Origin of the sequence: uncultured Granulicatella sp., assembly GCF_963528315.1 — a bacterium.
Taxonomy (GTDB): Bacteria; Bacillota; Bacilli; order Lactobacillales; family Aerococcaceae; genus Granulicatella.
In genome coordinates this window covers 1-14,786 of sequence record NZ_CAURVV010000040.1, presented here as the reverse complement: position 1 = coordinate 14,786, position 14,786 = coordinate 1, and the positions used below count along the sequence as shown (strand labels likewise).

Annotated in this window: 12 protein-coding genes and 2 pseudogenes; 4 read left to right on the top strand and 10 right to left on the bottom strand. The window is 33.3% G+C overall.

Annotated features, from left to right (window positions below; translation table 11 throughout):
* Positions 1-292: 292 nt before the first annotated feature.
* A complete protein-coding gene (locus RYK07_RS07395) occupies positions 293-901 on the bottom strand; it encodes a superoxide dismutase (RefSeq protein WP_314853202.1) in 609 nt (202 codons plus the stop codon).
* Positions 902-1,098: 197 nt separating this feature from the next.
* On the opposite strand from RYK07_RS07395, the gene RYK07_RS07390 reads away from it, so the two are divergent.
* A complete protein-coding gene (locus tag RYK07_RS07390) occupies positions 1,099-2,430 on the top strand; it encodes a DEAD/DEAH box helicase (RefSeq protein WP_314853200.1) in 1,332 nt (443 codons plus the stop codon).
* A 38-nt stretch (positions 2,431-2,468) separates the two neighbouring features.
* Here the strand turns inward: RYK07_RS07390 and RYK07_RS07385 are convergent, their stop codons facing one another.
* Positions 2,469-3,257: a DUF1189 family protein gene (locus RYK07_RS07385; protein ID WP_314853199.1), complete on the bottom strand. Its 789-nt coding sequence runs from the start codon at positions 3,255-3,257 to the stop codon at positions 2,469-2,471.
* A 191-nt stretch (positions 3,258-3,448) separates the two neighbouring features.
* Between RYK07_RS07385 and zwf the strand changes: the two genes are divergently transcribed.
* On the top strand, positions 3,449-4,909 hold the full coding sequence (gene zwf, locus RYK07_RS07380; protein ID WP_314853197.1) for a glucose-6-phosphate dehydrogenase: 1,461 nt from the start codon (positions 3,449-3,451) through the stop codon (positions 4,907-4,909).
* Positions 4,910-5,300: 391 nt separating this feature from the next.
* On the opposite strand, the gene pepF is transcribed toward zwf, so the two are convergent.
* From pepF to trpX, 7 genes are all read right to left on the bottom strand, one after another.
* A complete protein-coding gene (pepF, locus tag RYK07_RS07375) occupies positions 5,301-7,088 on the bottom strand; it encodes an oligoendopeptidase F (protein WP_314853195.1) in 1,788 nt (595 codons plus the stop codon).
* A 118-nt stretch (positions 7,089-7,206) separates the two neighbouring features.
* Entirely contained in the window at positions 7,207-7,407 is a 201-nt protein-coding gene (locus tag RYK07_RS07370; RefSeq protein ID WP_006703068.1) for a cold-shock protein, read from the bottom strand.
* Between the two features lie 240 nt (positions 7,408-7,647).
* Complete coding sequence (locus RYK07_RS07365) at positions 7,648-7,929, bottom strand: hypothetical protein (protein WP_314853193.1); 282 nt, start codon at positions 7,927-7,929, stop codon at positions 7,648-7,650.
* 52 nt (positions 7,930-7,981) lie between these two features.
* Positions 7,982-9,529 carry a ClC family H(+)/Cl(-) exchange transporter gene (locus tag RYK07_RS07360; protein WP_314853192.1) on the bottom strand — a complete coding sequence of 516 codons (1,548 nt, stop codon included), beginning with the start codon at positions 9,527-9,529 and terminating at the stop codon, positions 7,982-7,984.
* A 137-nt stretch (positions 9,530-9,666) separates the two neighbouring features.
* Positions 9,667-10,452, bottom strand: coding sequence for an ATP-binding cassette domain-containing protein (locus RYK07_RS07355; protein WP_314853190.1), 786 nt, complete (start codon positions 10,450-10,452; stop codon positions 9,667-9,669).
* A gap of 13 nt (positions 10,453-10,465) precedes the next feature.
* On the bottom strand, positions 10,466-11,353 hold the full coding sequence (locus RYK07_RS07350) for an ABC transporter permease subunit (protein ID WP_314853188.1): 888 nt from the start codon (positions 11,351-11,353) through the stop codon (positions 10,466-10,468).
* Positions 11,354-11,532: 179 nt separating this feature from the next.
* A complete protein-coding gene (gene trpX / locus RYK07_RS07345) occupies positions 11,533-12,570 on the bottom strand; it encodes a tryptophan ABC transporter substrate-binding protein (protein ID WP_314853186.1) in 1,038 nt (345 codons plus the stop codon).
* A gap of 440 nt (positions 12,571-13,010) precedes the next feature.
* Between trpX and RYK07_RS07340 the strand changes: the two genes are divergently transcribed.
* Positions 13,011-14,504 carry a flavocytochrome c gene (locus tag RYK07_RS07340; protein WP_314853185.1) on the top strand — a complete coding sequence of 498 codons (1,494 nt, stop codon included), beginning with the start codon at positions 13,011-13,013 and terminating at the stop codon, positions 14,502-14,504.
* Positions 14,505-14,540: 36 nt separating this feature from the next.
* Here the strand turns inward: RYK07_RS07340 and RYK07_RS07335 are convergent.
* Positions 14,541-14,670, bottom strand: a pseudogene (locus RYK07_RS07335) (FanG protein).
* Positions 14,671-14,698: 28 nt separating this feature from the next.
* On the opposite strand from RYK07_RS07335, the pseudogene RYK07_RS07330 reads away from it, so the two are divergent.
* Positions 14,699-14,786 (top strand): annotated as a pseudogene (locus tag RYK07_RS07330) (cadmium transporter); the annotation flags it as partial.

Sequence of the window (14,786 nt, the reverse complement as noted above, 5' to 3'; positions counted from 1 at the left end):
AAAATATTATTTCTAACCTTCTCTACTACGAAAAATCATGAATATACGCATCTCCCATGATACAAATCAAAGACTTTCCATAGTAGCTTTAGTAATAAAAGCCACACCGGCTTTTATTACGGGAAAAATCGAGACTGAGGCTCGATTTTTAGCAATGAAACCGAAGGTTTGCTTGCGTCCCAGCTACTATCCCCAGGGAAGTCTATTAGAAAAATCTTTTCCACACTAAAAAAACTCTCCAAGCTTCCCCACCGGAATCTCAAAGAGTTAACAAATCAAAATTTCTTAAAAATTATTTTGCAGCTTCATAACGACGAGCTACTTCATTCCAATCAACTACATTCCAAAATGCTGCAATGTAATCAGGACGACGGTTTTGGTAGTTTAAGTAATAAGCATGTTCCCAAACATCTAAACCTAAAATTGGAGTTTTACCATCTGTTAATGGGTTATCTTGGTTTGGAGTAGAAACTACTTCTAATTCACCATTTGAAACAACTAGCCAAGCCCAACCTGAACCAAAACGAGTTGCTGCTGCTTGAGAGAATGCTTGTTTGAATGCATCAAATCCACCGAATTTTTTATCGATTGCTGCTGCTAATTCACCTGTAGGTTGACCTCCACCATTTGGTGAAATTACAGTCCAGAATAAGCTATGGTTTGCATGTCCACCACCATTGTTGCGAACAGCTCCACGAATATCTTCTGGTACAGATGCTAAGTCTGCTACTAATTCTTCCACGCTTTTTTCAAATAAAGCTGGGTGTTTTTCTACAGCTGCGTTTAAGTTTGTTACATAAGCATTGTGGTGCTTATCATGGTGGATTTCCATTGTTAAAGCATCCACGTGAGGTTCTAATGCAGAGAACTCATACGCTAATTTTGGTAATTCATAAGTCATAATTAATTCCTCCTATATAGTACAGTTATAAGTACTGTTTGATATTTAAAGGATAACACTCTTTCATATGTAAACGCAATTTTTTTGCTTACAATTTTATGATATTTCTATCAATAAAATGTTCTCTTTTTAAAATCCGTTAAAACTATGGTATAATAGCATCGCTTCAAACTAGATTATAGAAAAGAGATGAGTACATGAAATTTACAGATTATCAATTACAACCATTTTTACAAACGGCATTAGAAAAACTATCATTTTCTACTCCAACTAAAATTCAAGAAAAAATTATTCCTTTATTGTTAAAAGGAGAATCTGTTATCGGTCAATCGCAAACAGGAAGTGGAAAAAGTCACAGTTTCTTATTACCACTAATTCATAAAATCGATCCAAATAAACAAGAATTACAATTAGTTATTACTGTTCCAAGTCGTGAACTAGCAGAACAATTAGTACGTGTAACTGCTCAATTAATTGAAGAAGCTCCTACTCCAATTTTATTAGAAAAATGTGTTGGAGGAACAGATAAACTTCGTCAAGTTCAAAAATTACAACAAACGGCTCCTCATATTGTCATTGGAACTCCAGGTAGAATTTTCGATTTAATGCGAGAAAATGCTCTCCTAGTTCAAACAACAACGATGATGGTAGTCGACGAAGCAGATATGACGTTTGACTTAGGATTTTTAGAAACAGTCGATGAAATTGCTTCAAGAATGCCGAAAGAGTTACAAATGTCAGTATTTTCTGCGACTATTCCAGATAAAATTAAACCATTTCTTAAGAAATATCTTGGAAATCCAAAAATTATTCATGTTGAAAATAAACAATTAGTTTCTCCAACGATTACGAATCAATTATTAGTAACGAAAACACAAAATCCATTAGAGGTGTTATTTGAATTAATTACATTAGGGCATCCATACTTAATGTTAATTTTCGTCAATACAAAACAAAAAGCGGATGAAGTGACAGCATTTTTACGTGAGAAAAGCTTAAAAGTTGCTACCATTCATGGAGATATTCCTGCTCGTGAACGTCGTCGTGTGATGAAGCAAATTCAACAAATGGAATATCAATATGTAGTAGCAACAGATTTAGCGGCTCGTGGTATTGATATTGAAGGTGTTTCTCATGTCATTAACTTAGAAATTCCTAACGAATTAGAATTTTTCATTCACCGTGTTGGACGTACTGGTAGAAATGGATTAGAAGGACAAGCCATCACTTTCTACACACCGAACCAAGAACAAGCGATTCAAACACTTGAATCAAAAGGAATTTCTTTTGAAACAATGGAATTAAAAAATGGCGAATTAGTGGAAAGTTATGACCGCTCTCGTCGTGAAAAAAGAAAAAATACCCAAAGTTCTGACTTAGATCCTCGCTTAAAAGGAATGATTAAAAAAGCGAAAAAACATGTCAAACCTGGGTACAAGAAAAAACTAACTCATGAAATTAAACAAAAACAAAGAATTGAACGTAAAAAACAAAATCGTCAATCTGCAAGAAAGAAAAATAGTAAATAATAATAAAAAGCTGGAGAACAAAAATTCTCCAGCTTATTTTATAGTGGTCGATTATTTTTCAAAAATTCGCGAATACCTAGTACCCAATTAAACGAAGTTGCTAAAAAGATGAACTCTCCTGGTCCTATAAAACGAATTCCTAGTAAATCAATCATCGTATAAATTAATACAGGCAAAACAGCTGCCCCTAGAACTACTTGCCAACCAATCGGTTTTGGGAAACGGATAAAGACTTTCATAAATAATACGGCTATCAGTTTTACGATGAAAGAAACAATCCATAAAATAATAAATAAGTAAACCGTATTAAATAGGAAATACATGACAAAAACAATCAGTAAACTTAACCAAATATTTTTTTGGAAAGTAACTGCAATATCTTTGAAAAATGATTTATTCATATTTTCTAACTGACTTAACTCAATTTTTTGATGATTAATATTCGTTTCTAAATAAAATCCATCTTTTAATAAGGCAAATACAGGAACTGTTGAAGAAGTTTCATTTAATAAATCTTCACTTGTTGTCTTTCCACTTTCATCAAAGACAAAGATTAAACTATCTGTCTTATAAACAAATCCTTTATTTTTTTCTTGAGTGATTAATTGCTGATTTTTCACTTCAAATTCTGGTAATTGTTGACTAATTTCTACTAAATCCTGCCCTAATGAGTGAAATAAGCCAGCCATTTGAATCATCCCTGGCAACATTAATAATAGTGTTAATAAGAAAAATACTCGTTTTGAGGACTTCATTGGTTTTACAATAATTTTCCATAATTGTGTTGGGTTGAGAATTGCTATCCTCAAAAATTCTTTTATGGTCATATGATACACTCCTACAAATTGAACTATTGTGTTTAATCTAACACATTTCACTTCCTACATGCAAGAAATGCCCTTTATTTCAGCCCTATCTTTCCTTTTCAAAATTAAATTTTATTTTCAGTTCAATTATTAGACATTTTTCCCTTTATATTTTACACTGGAAAAGAAATCTGAACTAGGAGGCATTCATTATGCAAGAACAAAAAGTATTAATTACTTTTTTTGGTGCAACAGGGGATTTAGCAAGTCGTAAATTATACCCAGCACTATTTCGTTTATTTCAAAAAGGGTTCATTCGCAATCATTTTGCGGTAATTGGTACAGCACGTCGTGAATGGACTGACGAACATTTTCGTGAAGTTGTAGTAAAATCTGTCCAAAGTTTAACAGAAGATGTCAATCAAGCAGAAGAATTTGCTAGTCACTTCTACTACCAAGCACACAATGTAACAGATACTCATCACTATGTCGTATTAAAAGAATTGTCTGAAAAATTAGACCAACAATATGGAATCGAAGGAAATAGAATTTTCTACTTAGCAATGGCTCCTTCATTTTTCGGAACAATTACTCAGCATTTAAAAGACGAAGCTTTATTAACAGATCATGGCTATAACCGTTTAATTATTGAAAAACCATTCGGTAAAGATTATGAATCTGCTCAAATTTTAAACGAACAATTACGTCACTCTTTTGATGAAAATCAAATTTATCGTATCGACCACTATTTAGGAAAAGAAATGATTCAAAACATTACTGCTGTTCGTTTTGCGAACCGTGTATTTGAAACAATGTGGAATCGTGAACACATTGATAATGTTCAAATTACGCTTGCTGAACAAGTAGGTGTTGAAGAACGTGGTGGATATTATGAAACAAGTGGTGCTTTAAGAGATATGGTTCAAAACCATATTTTACAAATTTTAGCATTAGTCGCTATGGAGCCACCTCAATCATTTGAAGCAGTTCGTCAAAACAAAATTAATGTGTTAGAACAATTACGTCACTATTCTCCTGAAGAAGTTGCTAAAAATTTTGTTCGTGGGCAATATGGTCCTTCATTAGATGGTAGCTTACCTGGTTACCGTCAAGATCAAAATGTTTCTGACGATTCTAACATGGAAACTTATGTAGCTGGTAAAGTCTTTATCGATAATGAGCGTTGGAAAGATGTTCCATTTTATGTTCGTACAGGTAAGAGTTTAAATTCTAAAACAACTGTCATCGACGTTGTCTTTAAAGAAGCTGATTCACCATTATTTGAACATGAAACAAAAGGTAAATGCCCTTCAAACCGAATTTCTATTCATATTACTCCTAAAGAAGGCTTCTGCTTTGTTATTAATTCTAAAGCTGTTGGAAATTCATATGGATTACAAACAAGTCATTTAGAAAAAATCTTTGATAAGAATTTCGGTTTAAGCAGTCCTGAAGCATACGAACGTTTAATTTTAGACTGTATGGAAGGAGATATGACGAACTTCACTCATTGGGAAGAAGTTGCTGCATCATGGAAATTTGTGGATCGTATTCGCCAAGCATGGGATGCTGAGTCATCTGTACAATTCCCTAATTATCCTGCAGGTTCATCTGGACCACAAGAAAGTTTTGACTTATTAGCTCAAGACGGACGTTGTTGGGTACAAAAATAGAGATAATAAAAAGAGTTAGAGGATAACCCCCTAACTCTTTTTTATTGAGCTAATATAATACTGTCCAAATACTAATTCAGTCAAGTCTCATCTTTTACGATTTCTCATTTGTTCACGTAAGTAACGAAAGACTTGGAAAAGTTGACACCCTAGGATCAACTTTTAGCCAAGAGACTCACACAGTGAGGCTACTACCGTCCTAGTACTACCTCAGTCAAGTCTCATCTTTAACGCTCTCTCATGTATCCACGTACAAAACGAAAGAGTTGACGCAGTAGTACGAGCAATAGAATCTGTATCACAGATTCTATTGCAGGAAAAGTTGAGACCCTAGGCTCAACTTTTAGCCAAGAGACTCACACAGTGAGGCTACTGGCGTCCTAGTACTACCCTAGTCAAGTCTATTCGTTAAACAAATTAATTCTTTTACATATTCTCCAATTGTATCAATTGTATTTCTCAATGGTTCATCCGTAGAAACATCTACTCCTGCAGCCTTAGCAAGCTCTTCTGCAGTTTTAGAACCACCCATTTTAAGAACTTCTACCCATTCAGCTGCTTTTTCAGGATTCTCTTGAATCATTTTGGCAACTTGAGTTCCGATTGTTAGCCCAGCAGAATAAGTATAAGAATATAATCCCATATAATAATGTGGCTGTCTCATCCAAGTTAATTCTGCTCCCTCTGTTAACACTACAGAATCTCCCCAGAATTGTTCTAATGTCTGGCGATAAATTTGGTTTAATGTTTCTGCATCTAAATTTTTACCTTCATCAACTAATCGATACACTTCTCTTTGATAGTGAGCTTCTAATAAATGTGTAACAAAATTATGGTAATAAGTTTTACCAATAATTTGAGAAATAATCCAACGTTTCATTCTAGTATCTGTTGCATTTTGTAATAAATAATTTTCCACTAGTAATTCATTAGCAGTCGATGGCGCTTCAACAAAGTACATAGAAGGTCTAGATAATTGAATATTTTGATGTTGATGCGCTAATTGGAAATGTCCAGCATGTCCTAATTCATGTGCTAATGTCATTACATCATTCATACCTTCTGTAAAGAACATTAAAATAAATGAATTTGCCCCATATGGTGACGCACAAAATGCTCCTGTACGTTTTCCAATTGTTTCCGCATAATCAATCCATCGCTCATCAAAGGCTCTCTTCATAATAGAAAGATAATATTCCCCTAAAGGTTTTAACCCATCTAAAATATAAGCTTTCGCTTCTTCATAGCTCACTTTTGGTGCGAAATGAGGATCTATTTCTAATTTTAAATCTTCATAACGTACTTCATCTAATTGGTAAATTTTTCCAATTAATTGAGCATAGCTTCTCATAATCGGTGCTAAATGTTCCATAATTAAATCAATTTGACGATTATATAATTCTCTAGAAACTTTTTGACGATCTAATAAATAATCAATAACTGAATCGAATCCTCGTAAAGTAGCCATTGTTTTTTCTTTTTGAACTTGAGCATTATAAGCGGAAGCTGTGCTATGTTCATATTTACGTAATGTATTTGAAAATACTTCAAAAGCTTTTCTTCTTACGTTTTTGTCTTCGTCTGACTCTAAACGTTTTTCAAAACTATTATACGTCATTTCAAACTCTTTTCCGTCAACTTCAAAATTAGGAAATTGAATATCTTTGAATTTAATATCATTGTAGTTTTGATAAGGGAAATCCAATGTATTTCCTAATGCTGCTAAGACTGATTCCACTTCTTTAGATAATAAATGTTGTTTATCTGCTAATAACCTTTCCAGATAAATCGTATTTTCAGGATTTTTTGAAGCTTCTGCTAATAACGCTTCATCTAATTGACTTAATTCAGGAGAGAAGAAACTTAATTTTGCATCGTATTCTGCTACTACATTTCTTGTTTTTGCTAAACGATTTTGTGCTTCTCTATCCTTTGTATTCGCATTAACTGCTAAACTTGCATATTGAACAATTTTTCCACGTAATTCCAAAATTTCACGATAATCTGCTAAACTTTGATGAATCGCTTCTACACTGTTTAATTGATTTTCGAAATTTTTACAGAATTTTTCAACTAATTGTTTATAGAATTCAATCGATTGTTTATAGTCCTCTTCTGTTTTAAATAATAATGATAAATCCCATGTTTGTTCTACTGGAACTTCTGTTCTTGCTTTCATGTTACCACCTCTTTATAGAATAGTTCTATTGTAGACCGAATTGAAAAGCCTGTCAAAATTATTTCAAACAAAAAAATAGAGGCTAGGAAATTCCTAACCTCTTTCTTAATTAATAAAATTATAGTTTTACAACGTTAGCTGCTTGAGGACCACGTGCGCCTTCTTCAACTTCGAATTCAACAGCTTGGCCTTCGTCTAATGATTTGTATCCTTCTGATTGGATAGCTGAGAAGTGTACGAATACGTCACTTCCGTCTTCGCGTTCAATAAATCCAAAACCTTTTTCTGCGTTAAACCATTTTACTTTACCTTGTTCCATGAACATTTTCCTCCTTGTGCCAAAAGCACGGTTATTCATATTTCTGCCTGTGGTTCAAAAAGGAGTTCTTAAATCCCATTTATTTCCCTAACAAAAACACTATAGTCAGTATAGCACAATTGAAAGCCTTTTACAAGCCTATTTCCGAACAAATTTAGAAAAGCTCTCAAATGATTCCTTAATAAAATAATGAAAAGAGTGAAAAAATACGAAAAATTTTCACTCTTTTCATTTAAAATGTTATGGTTTTTCAGACAATTGTTTGATTTGTTGTTCCAACTGTTCAATTTTCAACTCTTGTCTCTGAATTTGTTCTTTTAATTGAATAAATTCTTCTCGATAAGCCTCAATTGGGGCTTTTGAACGCTTAGATACCGTATTAAATAAATAAACGACTCCAAACAATACAATGATAATGAATAATAAATAAAGCCAACTAGTATTTTTTCTTGAATATTTAGCAAGCGAATCGCCAAACTCTTTCAATTCATCATTTTGTGGACTTAGGTTATGTTTTGTCATTTCCTTCTATCCCCCTTCAATTCCATTTATCATAGGAAGTATACCATAAAGTTTAAGAAAACGGTAATCCCTTGGATAATTGTGTCATTGTTTCAAATCTTTCTCCAACTAATCCTTCATCACATACAACGATGAGAATATCTCCAGGTCGCATAATCGTATCCCCACGAGTAATTTCTTCTTTTGCTCCTCTTCTTACAGTTGCAATAACGATATCTTTCGGCCATGGAATATCTCGAATCATTTTTCCAACTAATGGACTTTCTACCATTACTGGGACTTCGAAAGTTGTTCGTTTTCCTTTTGTTTCATGTGGATGTTCTGAATCTAAGCGTTCCGCTAAAATTTCATAAATAGGACCCATCTTCAAGTAGTCAGCTACAATATAAGCTGTTAACGTACAGATTCCCAGCGGCATTAATTGGTTTAATCCTCCAACCATTTCCGTTACAAGTAACAAGGCTGTTAATGGAGCTTTCCCAATTGCTGAGAAATATCCTGCCATTGCAAAGAAAACAAAACTTACTCGTAAACTAGGATCTACTCCAAAGAATTGAATTAATACTTCTGCATACACTAACCCTAGCAATGCACCTAGAGAAAGAATAGGAAGGAAAATCCCTCCAGGTAATCCTGTCCCATAAGAAAGCATTGAATAAAATAAACGAAGAATAAATAAAAATGCTAAAAATTGTACGGTATGATTTTCTTGAAGTAATTCTAAAATCATTTCACCGCCTCCACCTAATACATGTGGATTCCATAACCCTAATGGAATAATGGCAATAAAGGCAACCATACAGTAGTAATAATTTGGAATAAACGGAAATAACTTTCCATAAATGGTTGGTAATTGCAAAGTATAATGATGATAAACCCATCCAAATAATCCTAAGACAATTCCTAATAAAATGACATAACCATAATGGCTCATTGGAAAGATTTGATCATTTCCTAAATTTAAAGAAGGGCGTGCTCCAAAAATATTTAACGATACGAAATTAGAAACGATAGCAGCTGTTAATGTTGTTAAAGCGACTAATGGACTAAATGTATGATGAACTTCTTCTAATACAAACATTAAACCAGCAACTGGTGCGTTAAACGCTGCTGCTAATCCTGCCCCTGCCCCACTTGAAATAAATATATTTTTTTGAACTCGATTACTTTTTAACCCTTCCGCTACCCCTTGAGCAACAGAAGCTCCTAATTGAATCGATGGGCCTTCTCTTCCGAGTAACAAGCCTGAACCAATTGAAATAAATCCTGCAACAAATTTTTTCCAACAAACAGACCACCAATTCATATCCATCTTACCTTGTAATTGAAGCTCTACTTGTGGAATCCCACTTCCTTTAATATCAGGCTCACTTTTAACAATTTGCCCTAATATAACAGCCATAATCAAAGAAAAAACAATCCATACCGGTAGCCATTGAGGAGAGCCTTGCAAATAAGAATAAACAACGATAACTCCTTCTAATGTTTTTCCAAGAAATAAACGGAATAAACTAACAGTTGTTCCAACTAGTATTCCAATGATAGCACCTATTGCAATATAACTGCTCTTCCCAAATTGTTTACTATTAAACAATCCCACTTTAAAACATCCTTTCAACTCTAATTGTTTCCATTATACCAAATTCCATTAGAATAAAAACTGTAAATCTAAAAATGATATGAAATTTCTATACAAAAAAAAGCAGACACTTGTTAGAAATGTCTGCCTTCTCCTTATTAAGCTTCTTGATTAAAATCTGCTTCGTCTAATTCTGCCATTAATTGGTATAATTTTTCTTCTGTTAGTGCATCTTTTTCTTCTTTTTCAAAAACTCGGATAATTTTTCCACGATGCATCATCATTAAACGATTTCCATATCTTAATGCATCCGATAAATTATGCGTAATCATTAAAGCTGTTAACTGTTTCTCTTCAATAATTTCCTTTGTTAATTGCATAATTTTACGTTGTGTTTTTGGATCCAATGCAGCGGTATGTTCATCTAGTAATAACAATTCAGGAGTGCGCAATGTTGCCATCAATAATGAAACTGCCTGTCTTTGTCCTCCAGATAATAATCCAATTTCTGCATCCAATCGTTCTTCTAATCCTAATTGTAAAGGAGTTAATAATGCTTTAAATTGTTCTAATTCTTCAGCTGTATATCCTTTTCTTAATCCTCGTTTTAATCCTCTTCTTAATGCTAACGAAAGATTTTCTGCAACAGTCATACGAGGCGCTGTTCCTTGAAGTGGATTTTGGTAAACACGACTAATATATTTTGCTCTTTCATATTCAGCTGTTTGTTCAACTGCTGCATCTCCCATATAAATATGTCCTTTATCTAATGGAAAACTTCCTGAAATGGCATTTAGAAAAGTTGATTTTCCTGCACCATTTCCCCCAACAATTGTAATAAAATCCCCTTTATGAATCGTTAAGTTAATATCAATCAATGCATCATGACTTCTATTTGTATTTGGGTAAAATGTTTTATGAACATTTTCAATTCTAATATCCATCTTCTACCTCCTATTATACACTTTTACGGTGACTAATTTTATAAATCGCTTGTTTAATTTGTGGAATTGTTAAGCAAATAGCGATTAATACTGCAGATAATAATTTGAAATCATTTGGATCAAAAATATTTAATCGTAAAATTGACGCTTGTAATAAACGATAAATAATCGAACCAAAAATAATACATACTAATCTTCCTACGAATGATTCATCCGCAAAAATCACTTCTCCAATAATAATCGCTGCTAAGGCAATAACAATGGTCCCTAAACCAGAGTTCACATCTGCATAACCATTATTTTGAGCTAAAACAGCTCCCGCCATCGCAATTAACGCATTAGATAACATTAAACCAAATACTGTCATTTGATTTGTGTTAATTCCTAGAGAAATGGCCATTTTTTCATTATCCCCTGTAGCAATTAAGGCTTGACCAATTTCAGTTGCAAAAAAGACATACATCGCCACGATTAGAATTCCAACAAATACAATCCCAATTAAAATAATATCAAAATACTTTGGTAATTCCATTCCCTCTAAAAAACTAAAAATTGTTTTATAATTTAATAAGGATAAATTCGGGCGTCCCATAATTCTTAAATTCACGGATAATAAACCAGTCATTGTTAAAATTCCTGCTAATAAGCTAGGTAATTTACAAACAGTAATTAAAAATCCTGTAACATATCCTGCTAATGCTCCAACAAACATGGCAATGAATGTAGCTAACAGTGGATGTACACCGTGTTGAATACACATCACACAAGTAGCCGCTCCTAATGGGAAGCTTCCTTCTGTTGTCATATCTGCAATATTTAAAATTCGAAAACTAATAAATAAACCTAATGATAAAATTCCCCAAAGTATCCCTTGAGAAATTGCTGAAATAATTAAATCCATATTTCCCTTCCTTTTCTATAAAATATATGTATACAAAACTCTTAGATAACTATACCTTATTCAATCAGTATTCGCTATCATTATATGTCATTTATTTTAATCATCATTAAGGGAGATGAACTTTATGTCCTCTCCCTTAACAATGATGTGTGAACTCTCTAGACTTTTTTTATTTTAAATTATTTTTTTGCAGTAACTTTTTGTGCTTTTTGAGCAATATCTGCTGGAATTGTAATTCCTAATTCTTTCGCTTTTTCTTCATTTAAGTAGATGACACCTTCATTTGCTAATTTAATTGGTGTATCTGCTGGTTTAGCACCTTTTAATACTTCTACAACCATTTTAGCTGTTTCTACACCAATTTGGTATTGATCCACACCTAAACCTAATACTCCACCATCAGCAACCATTGTATCAGCTGAAGGGAATACTGGAATTTTTTTAGCATCTGTTGCTTTTACAACTGTAGCCATTGCACTTGCAATTGTATTGTCGATTGGAACAAAGATTGCTTCTACTTGGCTTGCTAAACTTTCAGTTACTTGTTGAATATCGTTTGTGTTTGCAATTGTTGCTACTTTTACTTCTAACCCTAAAGCTTTTGCATCTTCTTCTGCTTGTTTAGCTTGTTTTACTGAGTTATCTTCACTTGATGTATATAAAATACCAACTGTTTTTAATGTTGGAACAACTTGTTTCATAATTTCTAATTGTTGTTTAATTGGTGTACGGTCACTAACACCTGTGATGTTATTTCCTGGTTTTTTCTCATCTTTAATTAATCCTGCTTCTACTGGATAAGTAATCCCACCCATTACGATTGGAATATCTTTTGTAACATTTGCTAATGATAATGTTGCAGGTGTTGTAATCCCAACAATCACATCATTTTTGTTAGAAACTAATTTTTCACTCATTGATGCTAAGTTACTTTGATCACCTTGAGCATTTTGGAAATCAATTTCTAAGTTTTTACCTGCTTCATATCCTTCTTTAGCTAATTCATCTTGAATTCCTTGATAAATTGCATCTAATGCTGGGTGGCTTAATAATTGTAATACCCCTAATTTTACTTTTTTATCTTGTGTTGTTGTTTGTGCTACTTCTTGTGTATTTGTTGTTTTTTGAGATTTTTGTACTGAATTATAAATTAATGATCCTAATAATACGACTAATAATACTAATGCAAATCCTAAAATTCCTTTATTTTTTTTCATAATAAATTCCTCCAATGTAAATAAAACTTCTTTGAATGAACTCGATAAAGAAAAAAGAGACCTCTTTGGGTCTCTTTATTAATACAAAAAGACCACGTAGGTTCTATTTTATTAGATCTACGTGGTCGAGTTCATTCATGTTTAAAATTCCACATAGATACAATTTCACGTCAATGAAGGTTGTATCTATATGTACAAAATGTACGTTAAGAACAACCTGTATCTAGTGGCTTTGCCAACGAGTATTCAATTGTAATACTAATACTTGATGCATGTTCCTAACTCCTTTTCGCTTGATGTGGTTATTATGCACTGGTTTATATCAAATGTCAACAACTTTTTCATTTTTTTGCAACATTTTTATCGAATATTGAAAAATTATGAAAATTATGATAGGATATTTAAGGCAAAAAAATTTTTTCACAAAAAGGAGAATAGAGATGAAGAAAAGTCTTATGGCTAGTTTAGCCTTCGCCTCAGTTCTATTATTATCTGCTTGCGGAAATAGTAGTACTACAAAAACAACAAAGGAGACGACTAAAACAGAAGCTGTTGCAAGTGCATCTGCTCAAAAATACGCAGATCCTTCAACATTAAAAGACAGCTATGATGTAGTAATCGTTGGTTCTGGTGGTGCTGGTTTATCAGCTGCTATCCAAGCTAAAGAAGCTGGTAAAAACCCAGTTATCTTAGAAAAAATGGCTACAGCAGGAGGAAATACAACTAAATCTTCAGCAGGGATGAATGCTTCTCAAACTAAATTCCAAGAAGCTGAAGGAATCAAAGATTCAAACGATAAATTCTACGAAGAATCTTTAAAAGGTGGACATGGAACAAACAATCCTGAATTATTACACTACTTAGTAGACAACTCTGCTTCAGCGATTGATTGGTTAGATTCTATGGGAATTACATTAAGTAACTTAACAACTACTGGTGGTATGAGCGAAAAACGTACTCACCGTCCTGCTGATGGTTCAGCTGTAGGTGAATACTTAGTAGCTGGATTATTACGTAACGCTTCAGAACGTGAAATCCCATTATTTGTAAATGCTGTTGTAAACAAAGTAAACGAAAAAGATGGAAAAGTTACAGGTGTTAACGTTACAATCGATGGACAAGAAAAAACGATTGCTTCAAACGCTGTTGTTTTAACAACTGGTGGTTTTGGTGCAAATATGGAAATGGTTACTGAATACAAACCTGAATTAAACGGTTTTGTAACAACAAACCAAAAAGGTTCAACTGGTGACGGTATCGTATTAGCAAAAGAAATTGGAGCTGCAACTGTAGATATGGGAGAAATCCAAATCCACCCTACTGTTGAACAATCAACTTCAACATTAATTTCTGAATCAGTTCGTGGTGAAGGTGCTATCCTTGTGAACCAAGAAGGTAAACGTTTCTTCAATGAAATGGAAACTCGTGATAAAGTATCTCAAGCAATTATCGGACTACCAGAAAAATATGCATACTTAATTTTAGATAATGCATTAACTGATCGTGCTAAAGCTGTTAAGTTCTATGAAAAACGTGGTTTAGTAAAAACTGCTGATACTTTAGAAGGCTTAGCAAAAGAAATTGGTGTACCTGCTGAAAACTTAAAAGCAACTGTAGAAGCTTGGAACAAAGCTGTTGCTGATAAAAAAGATAGCGAATTTGGTCGTTCAACTGCTATGGATCACGACTTAACAACTGGTCCATTCCACGCAATCCAAATCGCACCTGGTATTCACCACACAATGGGTGGTTTGAAAATTAATACAAACGCTCAAGTATTAAAAGAAGACGGTTCAGTTATCAATGGATTATACGCTGCTGGTGAAGTAACTGGTGGAGTTCACGGTGCTAACCGTATCGGTGGTAACGCTGTAGCTGACATCATCATCTTCGGACGTCAAGCTGGAGCACAAGCCGCTGCTTACTTAAAATAATTGATTTACTCTATCTTTTATAGATAAATATATCATTTAGAGATTGAAATTAAGCCCTGCTATCATTTCGATGGTAGGGCTTTTTAATGTTTGGTACACCAACTTCTTATCTATATCTTGGTGGAGTTGAAGGTTGACATCTACAAAGTTTAATATTACAATACATTCAAAAATATATTTGAATGAGGTGTTTTATGATCCAAAATGTTATTACTTCAATAATCCTATATTCTGGGACAGCCGTAGACTTACTTATTATCCTAATGTTATTTTTTGCCAAAA